General features: G+C 67.5%; 19 protein-coding genes. 11 read left to right on the top strand and 8 right to left on the bottom strand.

Annotated elements, in window-relative coordinates; translation table 11 throughout:
• Window positions 1–31: 31 nt before the first annotated feature.
• The 4 genes from arsB to HL666_RS17060 form a co-directional block, all read right to left on the bottom strand.
• A complete protein-coding gene (arsB, locus tag HL666_RS17075) occupies window positions 32–1,060 on the bottom strand; it encodes an ACR3 family arsenite efflux transporter (protein ID WP_172182588.1) in 1,029 nt (342 codons plus the stop codon).
• 3 nt (window positions 1,061–1,063) lie between these two features.
• Window positions 1,064–1,591 carry an arsenate reductase ArsC gene (locus tag HL666_RS17070; protein ID WP_172112792.1) on the bottom strand — a complete coding sequence of 176 codons (528 nt, stop codon included), beginning with the start codon at window positions 1,589–1,591 and terminating at the stop codon, window positions 1,064–1,066.
• Window positions 1,584–1,946, bottom strand: a complete 363-nt coding sequence (locus HL666_RS17065; protein ID WP_172182586.1) for an ArsR/SmtB family transcription factor — start codon at window positions 1,944–1,946, stop codon at window positions 1,584–1,586. Before HL666_RS17065 ends, HL666_RS17070 begins: the two co-directional genes overlap by 8 nt.
• A 94-nt stretch (window positions 1,947–2,040) precedes the next feature.
• Window positions 2,041–2,688: a Crp/Fnr family transcriptional regulator gene (locus HL666_RS17060; protein WP_172182584.1), complete on the bottom strand. Its 648-nt coding sequence runs from the start codon at window positions 2,686–2,688 to the stop codon at window positions 2,041–2,043.
• Window positions 2,689–2,765: 77 nt separating this feature from the next.
• On the opposite strand from HL666_RS17060, the gene HL666_RS17055 reads away from it, so the two are divergent.
• The 5 genes from HL666_RS17055 (at window position 2,766) to HL666_RS17035 (ending at window position 8,052) form a co-directional block, all read left to right on the top strand.
• Complete coding sequence (locus tag HL666_RS17055; RefSeq protein WP_172112789.1) at window positions 2,766–3,248, top strand: hypothetical protein; 483 nt, start codon at window positions 2,766–2,768, stop codon at window positions 3,246–3,248.
• A gap of 103 nt (window positions 3,249–3,351) precedes the next feature.
• A complete protein-coding gene (locus HL666_RS17050; RefSeq protein ID WP_172112829.1) occupies window positions 3,352–3,669 on the top strand; it encodes an ArsR/SmtB family transcription factor in 318 nt (105 codons plus the stop codon).
• Window positions 3,670–3,716: 47 nt separating this feature from the next.
• The gene (locus HL666_RS17045) at window positions 3,717–5,093 is read left to right on the top strand and encodes an NAD(P)-binding domain-containing protein (protein ID WP_172182582.1); all 1,377 of its coding nucleotides are present in this window, start codon (window positions 3,717–3,719) and stop codon (window positions 5,091–5,093) included.
• A gap of 27 nt (window positions 5,094–5,120) precedes the next feature.
• Entirely contained in the window at window positions 5,121–6,308 is a 1,188-nt protein-coding gene (locus HL666_RS17040) for an MFS transporter (RefSeq protein ID WP_172112787.1), read from the top strand.
• Window positions 6,309–6,477: 169 nt separating this feature from the next.
• Window positions 6,478–8,052 (top strand): EAL domain-containing protein, encoded by a 1,575-nt coding sequence (locus tag HL666_RS17035; RefSeq protein ID WP_246741555.1) that lies wholly within the window; start codon window positions 6,478–6,480, stop codon window positions 8,050–8,052.
• A 9-nt stretch (window positions 8,053–8,061) separates the two neighbouring features.
• Here HL666_RS17035 and HL666_RS17030 read toward each other — a convergent pair whose 3' ends face one another.
• The gene (locus HL666_RS17030; protein WP_172182580.1) at window positions 8,062–8,487 is read right to left on the bottom strand and encodes a CHRD domain-containing protein; all 426 of its coding nucleotides are present in this window, start codon (window positions 8,485–8,487) and stop codon (window positions 8,062–8,064) included.
• 174 nt (window positions 8,488–8,661) lie between these two features.
• Between HL666_RS17030 and HL666_RS17025 the strand changes: the two genes are divergently transcribed.
• On the top strand, window positions 8,662–9,318 hold the full coding sequence (locus HL666_RS17025) for a TetR/AcrR family transcriptional regulator (RefSeq protein ID WP_172182578.1): 657 nt from the start codon (window positions 8,662–8,664) through the stop codon (window positions 9,316–9,318).
• 93 nt (window positions 9,319–9,411) lie between these two features.
• Here the strand turns inward: HL666_RS17025 and HL666_RS17020 are convergent, their stop codons facing one another.
• Window positions 9,412–10,131 (bottom strand): GntR family transcriptional regulator, encoded by a 720-nt coding sequence (locus tag HL666_RS17020; protein ID WP_172182576.1) that lies wholly within the window; start codon window positions 10,129–10,131, stop codon window positions 9,412–9,414.
• 175 nt (window positions 10,132–10,306) lie between these two features.
• Between HL666_RS17020 and HL666_RS17015 the strand changes: the two genes are divergently transcribed.
• From HL666_RS17015 to HL666_RS16995, 5 genes are all read left to right on the top strand, one after another.
• A complete protein-coding gene (locus HL666_RS17015) occupies window positions 10,307–11,200 on the top strand; it encodes a VOC family protein (RefSeq protein WP_172112782.1) in 894 nt (297 codons plus the stop codon).
• A 29-nt stretch (window positions 11,201–11,229) separates the two neighbouring features.
• Window positions 11,230–12,762: a bifunctional 3-(3-hydroxy-phenyl)propionate/3-hydroxycinnamic acid hydroxylase MhpA gene (mhpA, locus tag HL666_RS17010; protein ID WP_172182574.1), complete on the top strand. Its 1,533-nt coding sequence runs from the start codon at window positions 11,230–11,232 to the stop codon at window positions 12,760–12,762.
• Window positions 12,763–12,792: 30 nt separating this feature from the next.
• Window positions 12,793–14,118, top strand: a complete 1,326-nt coding sequence (locus HL666_RS17005) for an MFS transporter (RefSeq protein ID WP_172182572.1) — start codon at window positions 12,793–12,795, stop codon at window positions 14,116–14,118.
• A gap of 14 nt (window positions 14,119–14,132) precedes the next feature.
• Window positions 14,133–14,984 (top strand): fumarylacetoacetate hydrolase family protein, encoded by an 852-nt coding sequence (locus tag HL666_RS17000; protein WP_172182570.1) that lies wholly within the window; start codon window positions 14,133–14,135, stop codon window positions 14,982–14,984.
• An 81-nt stretch (window positions 14,985–15,065) separates the two neighbouring features.
• Complete coding sequence (locus HL666_RS16995; protein ID WP_172182568.1) at window positions 15,066–15,206, top strand: hypothetical protein; 141 nt, start codon at window positions 15,066–15,068, stop codon at window positions 15,204–15,206.
• A gap of 21 nt (window positions 15,207–15,227) precedes the next feature.
• Here the strand turns inward: HL666_RS16995 and HL666_RS16990 are convergent, their stop codons facing one another.
• Window positions 15,228–16,808 carry a DHA2 family efflux MFS transporter permease subunit gene (locus HL666_RS16990; protein WP_172182566.1) on the bottom strand — a complete coding sequence of 527 codons (1,581 nt, stop codon included), beginning with the start codon at window positions 16,806–16,808 and terminating at the stop codon, window positions 15,228–15,230.
• Between the two features lie 10 nt (window positions 16,809–16,818).
• Window positions 16,819–18,090 carry an HlyD family secretion protein gene (locus HL666_RS16985; protein WP_172182564.1) on the bottom strand — a complete coding sequence of 424 codons (1,272 nt, stop codon included), beginning with the start codon at window positions 18,088–18,090 and terminating at the stop codon, window positions 16,819–16,821.
• Window positions 18,091–18,103 lie beyond the last annotated feature (13 nt).

Genomic DNA, 18,103 nt, shown 5'->3' with positions numbered 1-18,103 from the left:
CGATCGCCGCGCCGCGCGTCGCACGACGCGCTCATGCCGGCAGTCCCGCTTCGTACCAGTCGCGACTCGCCTTGACGATGCGCACCACCGACAACATCACGGGGACCTCGACGAGAACGCCGACCACGGTTGCCAGCGCGGCGCCGGAGTCGAGGCCGAACAGGCTGATGGCGGCGGCGACCGCCAGCTCGAAGAAATTGCTGGCGCCGATCAGGGCCGCGGGCGCGGCCACGCACCAGGCGACGCCGAGCCGGCGGCTCAGCCAATAGGCGATGCCCGCATTGAGGTAGACCTGGATCAGGATCGGCACGGCGAGGATCGCGATCACGACCGGCTGCTTCAGGATCTGCTCGCCCTGGAAGCCGAACAGCAGCACGAGCGTCGCCAGCAGCGCCACGAGCGACACCGGCTGCAGCACGCGCAGGGCGCGCTCGAAGGCGCCGCCCTTGGCGCGCAGCAACGCCCGACGCAGCAGCTGCGACACGATCACCGGCACCACGATGTAGAGCAGCACCGACAGCAGCAGCGTGGTCCAGGGCACCGAGATCGACGCGACGCCGAGCAGGAGACCGACGAGCGGCGCGAACAGAAACACCATGATGACGTCGTTGAGCGCGACCTGGCTCAGCGTGTAGTGCGGCTCGCCCTCGCAGAGGTTGGACCACACGAACACCATCGCCGTGCAGGGTGCGGCAGCCAGCAGGATGAGGCCGGCGACGTAGGACGACAGCTGCCCTGCGGGGAGCAGCGGCGCAAACACGTGGCCGATGAAGATGCTGCCGAGCAAGGCCATGGAGAACGGCTTGACCGCCCAGTTCACGAACAAGGTGACGCCGATGCCGCGCCAATGCGCTCTGACGCCGCCGAGCGCGGCGAAATCGATCTTCAGCAGCATCGGAATGATCATCAGCCAGATCAGCGCCGCCACCGGCAGATTGACCCGGGCGACCTCGGCCGATGCGACGACCGCGAACAGTCCAGGCATCAGATGGCCGAGACCGATGCCCACGACGATGCAGAGCAGCACCCAGACCGTCAGATAGCGCTCGAAGACGGTCATCGGTCAGGCCACGTCGGAGCGGAACGACGTCGCGCCCTCGCCGGCCCCGATCTCGCGCAGCCGCGTGCCGAGCGACAGCGCATCGATCCGGTCCAGCGGCAGGTTGATGAAGGCATCGATGCGGTTCTTCAGATAGCGGAAGGCGGTCGTGAACGCGGCGAGCTTCTGCAGCTCCGTGCCCTCGGCCGCCGCCGGATCCTCGATCCCCCAATGCGCGGTCATCGGCTGCCCCGGCCAGATCGGGCAGGCCTCGCCGGCCGCGTTGTCACAGACCGTGAACACGAAATCCATGACCGGCGCGCCCGCCACGGCAAACTCGCTCCAGCTCTTCGAGCTGAGATCGTCGGCCGGATAGTCCATGCGCGCGAGCAGCGTGAGCGCCAACGGGTGCACCGCGCCCTTCGGCGTGCTGCCGGCGGAGAAGGCGCGGAAGCGGCCGGCGCCGTCCTTGCGCAGGATGGACTCGGCGAGGATCGAACGCGCCGAATTTCCGGTGCACAGGAACAGCACGTTGTAGATGCGATCAGACACGGGTCTTCTCCTTCCGCTTCGGCGGACAGCATGGGGTGAGGCTCTCGATGACGGGCGCGCAGACCTCGGGGCGGCCGCCGCAACAGTCCTGCAGCAGGAACAGCGCGACCTCCCGGAATTGCACCAGGTCGGCCCGATAGACGATCGAGCGGCTGTACCTGATCGAGCTGACGAGACCGGCGCGCGCCAGCACCGACAGGTGGGCCGACAACGTGTTCTGAGGCACTTCGAGAAGGCGCGCGAGCTCGCCGGCGGGCAGCCCTTCGGGCTCGTGCTGCACCAGGGTGCGGAAGGCCTGCAGCCGCGTCGGCTGCGCCAGTGCCGCCAGGGCCAGAACTGCGCTCTCGTTTTCCATATATCCAGAATTATCGATATATGATCCGCACGTCAAGGCCGGCCGCGAGTCGGATGGCCAGATACCGACGCGAACGATGATCCGGCTGATCCGCTCAGCACAAGCGCAGGTGGGCGCCATTGATGACAAGCTCGCCGGCCTGCGCCATGCGTGCCAGCGCGCGATAGAGCGCTTCGTGGGTGATGCCGAGCTCGGCCGCCCAGTCCTTCTTGGAACGGTCGAGCGCGAGCTCGCTCCCCTCGCCTTCTGTCTCGATGAAGTGCACGATCCGCTCGCGGGCGGTCTTGAGGCTGAGCCGCTCCGACTGCGCGCGGACCTGGCGGAGCTCGCGGGCGAGATGGTCGCTCCATTTGTCCCGGATCTCCGGGCGGCGCAGCGCGTCGGCGAACGCCTGCCGGTCGATCGCGAGCAGTGCTGAATCCTGCGCTGCGACGGCGTCGCAATGATATGATGACTGATCGAGGCTGGCCTCAGCGAGAAAGCCCTGCCGCGCCCGCTGCAGGATGATGTCGTCGCCGGCGCGCGAGCGGCGCAGCAGTCTCACCTCGCCCATCAGCACGAAATACATTGCCTGCGGGCGATCACCCCGACAGAACACCGCGCCCTGGCGTGGCACCTCGATGCGCCGCGTCCGCACCCTGGCAGCCGCGGGCATCGCGGCGAGCAATGGCAACAGAACCGCGAGGCGGCGCCAGTCGAGCGGACGGGTGCCGTCGGATGGGAAATGGTCGGTCCTCGGCATATGATCAGGATCATATGCGCAGCCCGGCCGCGAGGTCTAGGGAGGACATCACGCGATCAATCACATGGAAGGTTCTCATGCGCCTGCGTCTTGCCGCCATTATGCTGGCCTTGGTTGCGTCCGCTGGCATCGCCACGGCGCAGCATCACGGCCACCACGACCACGGCAGCCATGGTGGAGCGCTTCCGGCCGACGCGCGCGAGCGCGTGGCCTTTCCCCCCGAGCTCGCCGAGCACACGCTCGCCAACATGCGCGACCACCTGCTGGCACTGCAGCAGATCAACGAGGCGCTTGCGGCGGGCGACATGGATCAGGCCGGCCGCATCGCGGAGCAGCGCCTCGGCATGACCTCGCTGCGACTGCACGGCGCCGCCGAAGTGGCCAGGTTCATGCCGCGGGGCATGCAGGAGGCCGGCACGGCCATGCACAAGGCGGCAAGCCGCTTCGCCATCGAGGCGCAGAATGCCGGCGTCACGGGCGAGATCAAGCCGGCGCTGACGGCACTGGCGGAAACCATGGCCGCCTGCGTCGGCTGCCATGCCGGCTACCGGCTTAGATAGCCGTGCAGCCGCCTCCTGGAGCTTCCCGCAGCTCCCTCTATTATTTCGAATATACTAGAAATATCGATTGACTCCCGTTGCCCTCCGCCGCATCCTGCGTCCCATGAAGCTCGACGACGCCGCCGCCCGCCTGGAAGCCCTCGGCAACACCACGCGCCTGAAGATCTACCGCGCGCTGGTGCGCGCCGGGCATGCCGGGATGCCGGTTGGACGGCTGCAGGAGCGGCTGAAGATTCCGGCCTCCACGCTGTCGCATCACGTCAAGGCGTTGGTCGCGGTCGGGCTGATCTCGCAGCTGCGCGAGGGCACGACGCTGGTCTGCCATGCCGAATACGACGTGATGCGGTCGCTGCTCGGTTTTCTGGTCTCGGAATGCTGTGCCGAGGAGCAAGGCTGCGGCACGGCGCGGCCGGCCGCATGATCCTCTGGCCTTTAATTCGATAATTCTAGAAGCATGGGAGGTGCGTGATGACGGAAGCCAGGACGAGCACCAAGACGGTCGCGATCATCGGCGCCGGCCCGGTCGGCCTCGCGGCCGCGGCGCATGCGCTGGAGCGCGGCCTGCGCCCGCTCGTGCTGGAGGCAGGTCCCGAGGCCGCGCATGCGGTGCGGCAGTGGCAGCACGTGCAGCTGTTCTCGCCGTGGCGATACAACGTCGATACGGCGGCGGCACGGCTGCTTGCCGCCACCGGGTGGAATTCGCTCGAGCCGGAGGTCTATCCGACCGGGCGCGAGCTGATCGACTCCTACCTCGCGCCGCTGGCGACCCGCACGGCCCTGCGGGACGTCATCAAGACGTCGCACCGGGTGACCGCGATCAGCCGCGTCGGCTTCGACAAGGCGAAATCGAGGGGCCGCGCCGCTGCGCCGTTCGAGATCCGCTACCGGAACGGCAAGGGCGAGGCGACGATGCAGGCCGATGCCGTGATCGACGTCTCCGGCACCTGGTTCTCGCCCAATCCGGCCGGCGGCAACGGCCTGCCCGCGCTCGGCGAGGCCGCGCACGCCGCGCGCGTCGCCTACGGCATGCCGGACGTTCGAGGCGCGCAGCGCAGCCGCTACGCCGGCAGGACCGTCGCCGTGCTCGGCGCCGGCCACTCGGCGATCGGCACCTTGATCGACCTCGCCGCGCTTGCCAAGGACGAACCCGGCACGCAGGCGATCTGGCTGCTGCGCAGCAACGATCCGGCCAAGGCGTTCGGCGGCGGCAGCGCCGACCAGCTCGCCGCACGCGGTGAGCTCGGCATGGCGTTCGCCGCACTGGTCCGCTCGGGACGCATCCGAGTCGAGACCGGATTTCATGTCACGGGGATCAACGATGCGGACGGCCGATTGCAGATCGTCGCAGGCGGCGATCGCGGCATCGACGCGGACGAGTTGATCGTCGCCACCGGCTTCCGTCCGGATCTGTCATGGCTGTCGGAGCTGCGGCTGCGGCTCGATCCCGCGATCGAAGCGCCGGCAGCGCTGGCGCCGCTGATCGATCCCAACGAGCATTCCTGCGGGACCGTCCGGCCGCATGGCGCGCGCGAGCTGGCGCAGGCCGACGAGCCCGGGCTCTATCTCGCAGGCATGAAGAGCTATGGCCGCGCGCCGACCTTCCTGATGATGACGGGCTACGAGCAGGTCCGCTCGATCACGGCCGACATCGCAGGTGACAAGGCTGCGGCTCATCGCGTCGAACTGCAGCTGCCGGAAACCGGCGTCTGCACCCGCGGCGGGCTCGAGAGCATTGCAGCCCTGTCCGGCTGCTGTGGCGGACCGACGCCGTCCGGCGTAGACAGTTGTTGCGCCGACGATGCCAAGGCCAAGGCGGCCGGGCGCACGGGCTGCGGCTGCTCGTGACGCAGAACTGACGAGAGGTCGAACGGAATGCAGGCACGACGGCTGGGCGTGGTCATCGCTCTCGGCACCGCCCAGACCCTGGCCTGGGGATCGAGCTATTACTTGCCGGCGATCCTCGCCGACCCGATCGCAAGGGATCTCGGCCTCTCCAACAACTGGTTCTTCGCCGCGTTCTCCGCCTCGCTGATCATCTCCGGCCTGCTCGGCCCGCGCATCGGCCGCCAGATCGATCGCGTCGGCGGCCGTCAGGTGCTCTGCGCCTCCAACATCGTGCTGGCGATCGGGCTCGCGCTGCTCGGCCTGTCGCATTCGCTGTGGGTGATGGCGATCGCGTGGCTGTGGCTCGGCGTCGGCATGGGGCTCGGTCTCTACGATGCCGCGTTCGGCGCGCTCGGACGCATCTACGGCCGTGATGCCCGCGGCGCCATCACCGGCATCACTCTGCTCGCCGGTTTCGCCTCGACGGTCGGATGGCCGCTGAGCACCTGGGGGCTCGCGACGATCGGCTGGCGCGAGACCTGTTTCGCCTGGGCGATCGCGCATCTCGTGATCGGCCTGCCGCTCAACCTGTCGCTGCCCCGCGCCAATGCGATGGCGCCCGGCGAGATGCCGACGGGCAAACCGAACATTCCGCTCGACCGCCCGATGGTGCTGATCGCCTTTGCGATGGCGGCTGCCTGGACCGTGACCGCGGCGATGGCCGTGCACCTGCCGCGGCTGATGGAGGCGTTCGGCGCGACGCCGGCGCAGGCGCTGTTCGCCGGCATGATGATCGGGCCGGCGCAGGTCGCCGCACGGGTGTTCGAGGCCGGCTTCCTCAGCCGCTTCCATCCGCTCGCCTCGGCAAGGCTCGCCTGCATCACCCATCCGCTCGGCGCGCTGACGATCGGCTTGTTCGGCGGCGGCGCCGCGGCGGCCTTCGCGCTGCTGCACGGGTCCGGCAACGGCATTCTCACGATTGCCCGCGGCACGCTGCCGCTCGCGATCTTCGGCCCCGCCAACTACGCCTACCGGCTCGGCCTGATCGGAGCGCCGTCGCGGATTTGCCAGGCCTTTGCGCCGCTGCTGTTCGGACTGCTGATCGACGCGCTCGGCCGTTTCGTGCTGATCGTCTCGGCGAGCCTGAGCCTGTCGGCGCTCGCGGCCTTGATGCTGCTGTCGGCCGGACGGGCCGAGACCGCCGTGCCGGGCAGCGCCCCCGACAAGGCGGCCTGAGCTGCCTCGGTAGCACTTCTTTAACCAGCTTTCGGCGGCCGCAGCTGCGCTGACCGCTGCGGCCCGCCCCGAGGTCGCGAATATACGAAAAGTTGAAGGTTGGGCTGAACGATGCTCCGTGGTCACACGGGGGGCGTTCACGGACACGATGGCATTGCAGCGCAAACACATGCTTCGTGTCGGGGCGGTGGTCGCCTGTGTCGGGATCTTCCTGGCCGGCGCCGATCTCGCCGTGACTGCACTGATCGGCAACCAGACCGCGCGACAGCTCAGCGACCTCAGCAAGGTGGCGCTGCGGCGCTCCGAAGCCGCGATCGACTCGGCCGGCGCCATCCTGCATCGCCTCGTCGCGAAGGGACCGATGGATTGCAGCGCCATCGCGCTGCAGGCGCTGCGGCTGCACGTCTACCAAGGCACCATCGTCAAGGACATCCGCACCGTCGACCGCGAGGGGTCCGTGCTCTGCGCGGCCTATTCCGAGACGCTCGAATTCGACAATGGCTGGGCGCGGCGGGACGAGATGTTCCAGTCGGCCGACGGCCAGCTGCGGCTGTTCCGCGTCGCGCAGTTCACGGGCGACGCGTTCGGCGTGCTGCGCGACATCGACGCACAACGCTCATTGGCGGCGATCCTGCGCATCGACGGCAATCTGCTCGACGTGATGCCGGCCGGCCTGCGCGCCGAGAGCCACGTCACCCTCACGCTGCCCGATGGCGAGCAGGTCGCGGGCTATCATCCCGACACGTCATCCAAGCCGCCGACCCAGAGCGTCGCCTTCACCACGGTGTCCGATCGCTATCCACTGCAGGCCACCATCCATGTGCGGCCGAACAGCCTCAGTGCGCGCCACGACATGTCCTATCTGCTGACGATGCTCGCCGCGGGCATGCTCGGCGGCGTGTTCGGGCTGCTGCTGGCGAGCTATCTGAGCCGCCCTGTCGATCCGGTGGCCGAGCTCGACCGCGCCCTCGCAGGCAACGAGTTCAAGCCCTATGTGCAGCCGACCTTCAGCCTGAAGACCGGCGACATCATCGGCTGCGAGATGCTGGCGCGCTGGGAGAAGCCGGACGGCCGGCTGATTCCGCCGATGAGCTTCATCCCGCTGGCGGAAAGCTCCGGCCGCATCGAAAGGCTGACCTGGCAGATCCTGAAGACCGCGCTGCGCGAGCTGCAGCCCGAGATGCGGCAGGACAAGCTGTTCAAGCTGTCCGTCAACATCACGCCGCGGCATCTGCTCGGCGCCGGCTTCATCGACGATCTGCGCAAGGTGGTCGCATCCTCGTCGGTCTCGACCCGCCAGGTCGTGCTCGAGGTGACCGAACGCGAGGAGCTCGCCGATCTCGACAAGGCGACCGATGTCGTGAAGGAGCTCAGCGATCTCGGCTTCCGCATCGCGCTCGACGACGTCGGTATCGGCCATAGCGGCCTGTCCACCATCCAGCGGCTCGGCGCGCGCATCCTGAAGATCGACAAGTTCTTCGTCGACGCGATCACCCGCGACCAATCCGCCGTTGTCGTGGTGCAGATGCTGGTGGCGCTGGCGCGCGAGCTGGAGATGTCGGTGGTCGCCGAGGGCATCGAGCATCAGGAGCAGGTCGATGCGCTGCTCGCCTGCGGGGTCGAGGAAGGCCAGGGTTATCTGGTCGCGCCGCCGATGTCGCTCGATCGCTTCAAGCACTTCCTCGACGTGCGCCGCGCCGCGGCCCCTGCGGAGCGGACCAAGACGCCGGTGCTGGCGGCCTGAGGGCCGAGGTCACTGCTTCGTCATCTGTCCACGGATCTCGCCGCCCGGATTGGCCTGGGTGTGGATGTTGGCGTACCATTTGCCGGCGATCAGATCCGCCGCCTGTGCATCGGTGAGCGCGGACGCCCCCGTGATCGGCGACTCCGGGCTCTTGAACGGCAGCACGATGCCGGCATTCTTGCCGGGCTCGCTGGGTCCGTGGAAATGCGCGCCGATCGGCGGGCCGCTCAGGCCGGAGAAGGTGATCTTCCAGACCAGCGTCTTGGTCGTGGTGTCGAAGCTCGCTTCGGCCGTGCCGGACGCGGCGCTCGCATTCGGCGGGACCTCGTTGGCGGCCTTGAGCTCGGACTTCAAGATGACGGTTTCGGCATGAGCCGACGGCAGCGCCGCAACGCATGTCGAGACGAGCACCGCCAAAACGAGCTTACGATTCATGGCTTCCCCCCGGTCGTTGGTTGCAGTCTGGAGTCTGAGGACCCCGGAGGCAAGCCGATATTCCGCTATGCGCATGCGGGGAGCCGCGGCCGCGGCGTTGATTGATCAATGCCGGCGGCTGTGCCAAACAGGATGAAGCGACAACGAGCTCGACGGAAGGCAATGGCGGAACGGATGGCTGCTTCCAGGATGGCCCGCGGCAAGGTCGGGCGCCCCTCGCTCGAGCGTGCCGGCGAGGTCGAGGAGCGGATCCTGGACGCCGCCAAGACCGTGTTCCTCGCCAACGGCTTCGAAGGCGCCAGCGTCGACGAGATCGCGCAGACGGCGCGCGCCGGCAAGCCGACGATCTATGCACGCTTTCCCAGCAAGGCGGCGCTGTTCGCGGCGGTGATCGGCCGCCAGGCGGCGCGCAATACGCAGTATGAGAATCTCGTTCCGCAAGGACGCAGCTTCCGTTCCAGGCTCGTGAACCTCGGCGTGACGCTGATCGAGCGCGCCTTCGAGGACGAGACCATCGGCCTGATGCGCACCGCCATTGCCGAGAACCCCCGCTTCCCGGACCTTACGCTGGAAATCCAGGCCTCGGCGCGCCAGCGCGCCACCCTCAACGTCGGCCACGTTCTCGGCGAGCTGGCGCGGGCGGAAGGCCTGGCCGGCAAGGGCGCTTTCGCGGCGGAGCGGATCGAGGACACGGCCAGGATCTTCATCGACCTGGTGGTGTTCTCCATGCTGATGCGGGCACTGCTCGGCGAGGACATCCGTGCGCTGAAGAAGGAGCTCCAGGCTTGCGTCGAAGGACGTGTCGCTTTCTTCCTGTCGGCGACGACGTGAGAGCGCAGCGCTGCTGGCAGCCGGCCTCGGCCTGCACGAACGGCACCTGACGCCGCCTGCCGTCATTCCCGGGCATTCGCGCGCAAGATGACGCTATTTGCCGGCGCTTTTTGCCTTCAGCTCCGGAAAGATCGTCTCGTCCTGCAGGATCACGTCGGCCGTGCGCTGATAGTGCGCGGTCAGCAATGCGACGGCGCGCTCCGTGTCCGCATTGAGCACGGCGCCGACGATCTCCGCATGCTCGTCGCCCACCGCGCGTGACGGAAACGCCTTGCGGATCGACAGCCTGCGATAGCGATAGAGCTGGTCGGCGAGCTGACCACAAAACCCGATCAGCGATTGCGAGCCGCAGTTCGAGATCAGCACCCGGTGATAGACCCGGTGCAGCTTCTCCCATTCCGGATTGTCCTCGAACGTCGTCGCGCTCAGCGAGCGCGGCGCGCGGCTCAGGCGATGCTGCGCCAGCACCAGTTGCTCCTCCCATTGCGGCGTCGCCGCCGCCATCGACTCGCGCAGCGCCAGCGCCTCGACCCAGCAGCGCGTCTTGGTCAGCTCGGCGAGCTCGGCGCGGCTGATGTCCTTGACGTAGAAGCCGCGCTGCTCGCGCACCTCGACCAGGCCGTCGGCCGTGAGACGGTTCAGCGCCTCGCGCAGCGGCGTCTGCCCGGTCTGATAGGTCTCGGTCAGGAAGCGCATCTGCAGCTTGCGCGATGGCGCGAGCCGCCCGGACAGCAGGTCCTCCCGCAGCCGGTCATACACATGGCTTGCCTGGGTCGACGGGCCCTGCCCCTCGACCTCGATCACCGCGTCCACGTTCGATCTCCCCTCGGAATCGCCGCTCCTGTATAGAGCTTCACCCTGAAACACAAAATTTATAAATTCTGATTGATTTCGATTTTTTATGTAATAAAAGAATGTCGCCGGATCGCCGGCCGATGACAAGAAACATCGCGCGCTCCTCTCAGGGGGCGCGCCGGAGGACTCGTCCATGACCCGATTTCCGGTCACGGCTCTACGCAGCGTCGACCTCGGCACGCCCGATCTTGGCCGGTCCGAGGCGTTCTATCGCGACGTCTGGGGGCTGGAGCGGGTCGCCACCGCGGACGGCGTCGTCTACCTGCGCGCCACAGGACGCGACCATCACGTCGTCGCGCTGCACCGGAGCGATCGCACCGAGCTGAAGGCCGTGACCTTCCGTGTCGCCGAAGCCACTGATTTCGACACCATCGCACGCAACGCCCTTCAGCAGGGCGCGACCTTGATCGCAGCCGCCGCGTCGAACCCGGCGCCTGATGGCGGCGTGATCATGAGCCTGCGCAGCCCCGAGGGCTGCACGCTGCGCTTCGTGCATGGCGACGTCACGCACGAGGCCAGGCCATCGCGACCGGAGCTTCCGGAGCGCCTCGCTCACGTCAATCTCAACAGCACCGATGTCGACCGTACCGCCGCCTTCTACGAACACGCGCTTGGCTTCAAGCTCACGGATCGCTCGGCGGCGATGGCCTTCGTGCGCTGCAATTCCGACCATCATGCCGTCGTCATCGCGAGCGCCAAGGTGAACGGCCTCAACCACGTCGCCTTCCTGATGCCGACCTGGGAAGGCGTGATGCGCGGATCGGGCCGCATGATCGATGCCGGCTATCCGATCGCCTGGGGCGTCGGCCGCCACGGCCCCGGCGACAACGTGTTCGCCTATTTCATCGATCCGCAGGGCATCGTCATCGAATACACCGCCGAGGTGCTGCAGGTCGACGACGACTACGTCGTGCGCGGTCCCGAGCATTGGGTCTGGCCGCCCGGCCGCACCGATCAATGGGGCATCGCGCCGCCCAAGGCCGAGCACGTCAAGGCCGCGCAGCTCGCGGTCGGCTTCGCCGCCTGACCTTCTTCCAACGCCGAGATCCGCGCGCCATGTCCGCCACGTCGAACACAGAACACCATCAGGTCGTCATCATCGGCTTCGGGCCGACCGGCGCCTTTGCGGCAAGCCTGCTCGGCCGCGAGGGCGTCACCGCGCTTGCGATCGACCGTGCCCGCGAGATCTACGACAAGCCGCGCGCGATCGCGCTCGATCACGAGATCATGCGGCTGTTCGACAATCTCGGCATCGCCGCGCAAGTCAGCCGCTACGTCGCGCCGTTTCCGGCCTCGGAGCATTTCGGCGCACAAGGACAACTGATCCGCCGCATCGACATGGTCGGTGAGCCCTACCCGCTCGGCTACACGCCGAGCATGGTGTTCACCCAGCCGCCGGTCGAACAGGTGATGCGCGACCGCGTCGCCGGCTGCCCCTCCGTCACGGTCGAGCTCGGCACGACCCTGGTCGACATCCGTCAGGATGCGAACGCCGCGAGCGTCGTTTTGAAACGCGAGGACGGCAGCACGCGCGAGGTCACGGCCGACTACGTCATCGCCTGCGACGGCGCCTCCAGCACCGTGCGCCAGACGCTCGGCATCGGCTTCGAGGATCTCGACTTCGACGAGCCCTGGCTGGTCGTCGACCTGCTGGTCAACGACAGCGGTATGAGCAGACTGCCGGCGACCGCGGCCCAATTCTGCGATCCGGCGCGGCCGACCACCTACATCATCGGCCCCGGCAACCACCGTCGCTTCGAGATCATGCTGCGCCCGGGCGAAGACCGACATGCGATGGAGCAGCCCGGGCAGGTCTGGCAACTGCTCTCACCCTGGCTCTCGCCTGAGGATGGCCAGCTGTGGCGCGCGGCGAGCTACCGCTTCCATGCGCTGGTCGCCGGCCGCTGGCGCGACGGCCGCGTGCTGCTGGCCGGCGATGCCGCACATCAGCAGCCGCCCTTCATCGGCCAGGGCATGTGCCAGGGCCTGCGCGATGCTGCCAACCTCAGCTGGAAGCTCGTCCGCGTGCTGCGCGGCCAGTCGGGGCCGGCGCTGCTCGACAGCTACGAGGTCGAGCGCAGCACCCATGTCCGCGAGCTCACCACCCGCATCAAGGCGATCGGCCGCGTCATCTGCGAGCAGGACCCCGTGGCTGCCGCAGCCCGTGACGCGCGCATCCTCGCCGAGGGCGGCGGCGCGCCGCGCACCATCACCCGGCAGGAGATCGTGCCGCCGCTGACCACGGGCCTGCTGGCGACGAAGGCGAACGCCGCCAACGGCACGCTGTTTCCGCAGCCCTGGATTCTGCGAGATGGGGAACGTGTCCTGCTCGATGCGGTCGTAGGAACCGGATGGCGGCTGGTCCTCGACGGACGGCGCGCACCAAGCGCGCAGGCGGACGTCCACATCCATGTGATCACCATCGGTGGCAGCGGCCTGTCCGAAGAAAGCGGCGTGGTCGCGCGATGGTTCGAGCGCCATGGCTGCAGCGCCGCACTGGTGCGGCCCGATCACTACGTCTACGGCGTCGCCGCGGACACGCCGGAGCTCGCGGCGCTGCTGGCCGAGCTGCACGAACGACTGAACTAATCAAAACAAAAACATCAAAGGGGAAGCGCCATGACGACAACGACCGAGACCGCGAGCGGATCAGCGGGAGGACGCGCGATCGCCGTCCTCATCATGCTGTTCCTGTTCCAGACGCTGAATTTCTTCGACAAGCTGGTGTTCGGCCTCTCGGCCGTGCCGATGATGAAGGAGCTGGGGCTCAGCCCGAAGGATTTCGGCCTGATCGGCAGCAGCTTCTTCCTGCTGTTCTCGCTGTCCGGCATGGCCGTCGGCATGTTCGTGGTCGGCCGCTTCCCGGTGAAATGGCTGCTCTTGATCATGGCCGGCGTCTGGTCGGCGACGCAGATCCCGATCTTCTTTTCCGGCTCGATCGCGGTACTGGTGATCTGCCGCATCATCCTCGGCGCCGGTGAAGGCCCGGGCCTGCCGACCGCGCTGCACGCCTGCTACAACTGGTTTCCCGCCGACAAACGCAGTGTCCCGAGCGCGGTGGTGCTGCAGGGCATCAGCGTCGGCCTGCTCGCCGGCGGCCCGATCCTGACCTATGTCATCGTGAACTACGGTTGGCGCACCGGCTTCCTGTTCTGCGGCCTGCTCGGGCTGGCCTGGATGCTCGGCTGGTTCTTCATCGGCGGCGAAGGCCCCTACTCGGCCGCACATGCGCCGGAAGCTGTCGTGGCCAAGGACAAGGCGCTGCCCGCGCGCGTCCTGTGGGGCGACGCCACCGTGATCGGCGTGATCATCATGTCGACGGCGTCATACTGGATCGTCGGCATGTCCGCGACCTGGCTGCCGCCTTATCTGCAGCTCGGGCTCGGCTACAAGCAGGTCGATGTCGGCTGGATCATCTCGGCCATCTACCTGTTTCAGTCGCCGCTGCTGCTAGGCGGCTCCTGGCTGACGCAGGTTCTGCAGCGCAAGGGCTTCAGCCTGCGCGCCTGCCTCGGTCACGCCTCCGGCCTCGCGCTGCTTGCTGCCGGCTGCGCGCTGCTGCTCAGCATCGTCACGACGGGCCCGCTGCAGCTCGCCTGCGTCGCGATCGCCTTCGCCGCGCCAAGCCTCACGACGATCTTCGGTCCTGTCGCGCTCGGCGCCATCGCGCCGGCCGTGCAGCGCGGGCGGCTGATCGTCGTGATCTATTCCGGCAATGCTGCCTCCGCGCTGGTCTCGAACGCACTCACCGGCTGGATCGTCGGGGAGGCCGGCAGCAACGCGCCGCTGGGCTATGCCCATGCCATGACCTTCACCGCCGGCGTGCTGATCACGGGCGCCATCTCGGCCTTCGCGCTGATCTTCCCGGAGCGCACGATTGCGCGCTTCGCGAGGACGGCGCAGGCACCGTCTTCCTCCTCCGCCGTCGCGGCGGTCTCGACCTGATCAAGGGACCTCAGATGAAATTTGCAAGCTTCACGATTCATGACACGCCGTCCTGGGGACTGGTCGAAGGCGACGACATCGCCGATCTCGGCGCCATCCTGCGCGACCGCTTCCCCGACCTGAAATCGGCGATCGCAGCCGACGCGCTGAACGAGGCGGCGGCCGCGGCTGCGAAGGCCAAGCGGCATGCGCTGTCCGCCATCACCTTCCTTCCGGTGATCCCGAATCCGGACAAGATCCTCTGCATCGGCCTGAACTACGAGACCCATCGCAAGGAGACCGGCCGCTCCGAGGTCGAGAACCCCACCGTGTTCGGCCGCTTCGCCAACAGCCAGACCGGGCATCTCGCCAACATCATCCGCCCGCGCGTCTCGACCGATCTCGATTTCGAGGGCGAGCTCGCCGTGATCATCGGCAAGCCCGGCCGCTACATCCCACGCAGCGAGGCCTTCCAGCACATCGCCGGCTATGCTTGCTACAACGAGGGCAGCGTCCGCGACTTCCAGCGCCACACGCATCAGTTCACGCCGGGCAAGAATTTTCCTGACACCGGCGCGTTCGGCCCGTGGCTGGTCACGCCTGACGAAATCGACGATCTCGGCCCGCTCAAGCTGCAGACGCGGTTGAACGGCGAGGTCGTGCAGGAGGCGACGATCAGCCAGATGATCTTCGATATCCCGCGCCAGATCGAATATTGCTCGTCCTTCACCCGCCTCGAGCCCGGCGACGTCATCGCCACCGGCACCCCCGGCGGCGTCGGCTCGCGCCGCACACCGCCGCTGTGGATGAAGCCGGGGGATGTGGTGGAGGTCGAGATCGACAAGATCGGGCTGCTGCGGAATGGGATCGCGGACGAGGCGGTTTAAGTCCGCTCGCTCGCCCTGCAGCGATCTCACTCGGTCTCTCCGACGTCATTCCGGGGCGGGCGCAGCGCGAGCCCGGAATCCATGACCACGACCATCAATGGCGTACCACCGGTGTACCCACTGCCGTTCTCGCGCAACAGTGGCCTGTGGGTATGGATTCCGGGCTCATTCGCGCTGCTTCAAAATGGCTTCGCCATTTTGCGCGCGAATGCCCCGGAATGACTGCGGAGACCCAACTCCCCCTCAATGCGCCATCGCCGGGCCGCCACCGAGCTTCACCTTGCGCAAGGTCAGCGCCAGCGGGATGGCCGACAGCGAGATCAGCATCAGCGCCCAATAGACGTCGACATAGGCGAGCAGCGAGGACTGCATCTGCACGGTCTGGCCGATCCACGCCAGCGCCTGCTGCTTCGCCTGCACCATCGAGCTGCCATGGGCGGCGAAGTAGTTGGTCACCTGATGCAGCGTGTCCTGGTAGGCCGGGTTCGACGGGATGGTGTTCTCGATGAGGCGGTTCTGGTGGAACTGGCCGCGATGCGCCAGGATATTGGCCGCCAGCGACACGCCGATCGAGCCGCCGGTGTTGCGCGCTGCGTTGATCAGGGCCGAAGCCTGGTCGGTTCTCTCGGGCGGAATGCCGTTGTAGGACGCGGTCGTGATCGACAGGAAGATCAGCGGCAGGCCGATGCCGATCAGCATGCGGGACTCGGCGAAGAACCAGAAATCGACATTGGCGTAGACCCGTGTCAGGTCATACATCGCGAACGCCACGACAGCAGCGCCGGTCATGATCATGTATTTCGGCTGCACCTTGCCGGACAGCTTGCCGACCACGAACATCATGCCCATCGTCACGAGCCCGCCCGGCGACAGCACGAGGCCGGCCCAGGTGGCGGTGTAGCCGAAATCCTTCTGCACCATCTGCGGCAGCATCTGCGTGGTGCCGAGCAGGATCGCGCCGGTCGCCAGCATCACCAGGAAGCAGGCACCGAACTGGCGCGAGGCCAGCATGCGCACGTCGACGGTCGGATTCTTCTGGTTCATCTCCCAGGGGATCATGGCGATGAAGGCCGTCACACAGACCGCCGCGGTGATCACGATGAAGCGCGAGTCGAACCAGTCGTCCTCCAGGCCACGGTCGAGCATCAGCTCGAGCGCGCCGAGGAAGGTCGCCACCAGCACGAAGCCTATGATGTCGAAGCCGTGCGCCTGTTTGCGCCGCTCCTCCGTGACCGATTCAGGTTCCTTGAGGATCAGCCCGATCAGCAGCATCGCGGCGAGGCCGACAGGGCCGTTGATCAGGAAGCACCAGTGCCAGGAGGCATTGTCCGAGAGATAGCCGCCGAGCGTCGGGCCGACCACCGGCGCGACGACGACGGCGACGCCGAACAGCGCGAACGCCTGGCCGCGCTTCTCCGGCGGGAAGGAGTCGGCGAGGATCGATTGCGCCACCGGTACCATGCCGCCACCGCCGAGCCCCTGCAGGATGCGGAACAGCAGCAGCACCTGCAGATTCCAGGCAAAGCCGCACAGCACCGAGCTGGTAGTGAACAGGCCGAGGCACATGATGAAGAACGCCTTGCGGCCGAAGCGCTTGGCCAAATAGCTCGACGCCGTCAGGATGATGGCGTTGGAGACCAGATAGGTCGTTACCACCCAGGAGGATTCGTCCTGGCTCACGCCCATGCCGCCCGCGATGTAGGGCAGCGCGACGTTGGCAATGGTGGTGTCGAGCACCTCCATGAAGGTCGCGAGCGCGACCAGCACCGCGATGATCCACGGACTGCCGGCGCGCGGCGCGGAGAGGGCAGCAGCCTCACTCATCGCGAACCTCTTACAGCACGGCTTTCAGACGCTCGTAGAGCGAGGGCTTGGGATCGACGCGCACGGTCGGCACCACCGACATGCCCGGCCCGAGCGCGACATCCGTCGGCGGATCGTCCATCTCGATCTTCACGGGAACACGCTGCACGATCTTGACGTAGTTGCCGGTCGCGTTCTGCGGCGGCAGCAGCGAGAACGCCGGGCCCGAGCCGGACTGCACGCTCGCGACATGGCCACGGATCTCGCGCTCCGGATAGGCGTCGATTTCCAGTGTCACCGGCTGGCCGGGACGCATCTGGTCGAGCTGGGTCTCCTTGAAGTTGGCGGTGACCCAGACCTCGTCCGGTACGAACATCGACAGCGCCGTGCCTTGGGCAACGAACTGGCCGTCAGCGGCGCTGAGATTGACGACACGTCCGGACTGCGCCGCCGTGACCGTGGTGTAGGACAGATTGAGCTGCGCCTGGTCGCGCTGCGCTTGTGCCTGGGCGAGACTGGCTTGCGCGCTCTCGCGCTGCGCCTTCAAGGATTCCAGCTGACGCTGCGCGACGCGCAGATTGGCCTGCGCCGATGTCAACCCGGCCTTGGCCTGCTGAAGCTGCGACGTATATTGCTGCTCGCTCTGTACGGTGCCGGAGCCGCTACGGGCGAGTTGCTGGTAGCGGTCGGCCTGCTGCTGGGCGAAGGTCAGCGCCGCCTGGGCCTGCTCGACCTGAGCTTGGCTCGCGGTGATCTGCGCCTGCTGGACCTCGAGCTGGGCATCGATGTTGTCGATCCCCGCCGCCGCCGACCGCACCTGCGCCTCGGCCTGCGCCAGCGCCGTCTTGTAGTCGCGGTCATCGATGCGGGCGATCACGTCGCCGGCCTTGACGTGCTGGTTGTCGGTGACCGGAACCGCGGTGATGTAGCCCGAGACCTTCGGGGCGATCGAGAACTGGCGGGCCGCGATGAAGGCGTCGTCGGTGCTCTCGAAATGGCTCGCCGCGTCGTAATAGACATAACCGCCGGCGGCGGCCGCCAGCAGCACGACGAGCCCGACCGCCGCGCCGACGGGATGCCGCCGCAGCAGGCTGCGGCGGGGCTTGGCGCCCTGCTCGCTTTGCCCCTCCAGGGCGGGGCTGGTCTCATCCGGCTGATGCGTTTCCCGATCGGCCTCGCGGCGGAGCTCCTTCACGGCATCGCCACGCCATTGCTTCAGCGCGCGCTCGCGCGCCGGGACGGTCTGATCGGCTGGTCTGACGGGCGGCGTGGACTCCGGGGTGGACGACGAGTGGACGGCCATTGCGGCGCTCCGA

It is taken from the genome of Bradyrhizobium aeschynomenes, from assembly GCF_013178945.1.
Lineage (GTDB): Bacteria > Pseudomonadota > Alphaproteobacteria > Rhizobiales > Xanthobacteraceae > Bradyrhizobium > Bradyrhizobium aeschynomenes.
This window is presented reverse-complemented; position numbering and strand designations above follow the sequence as displayed.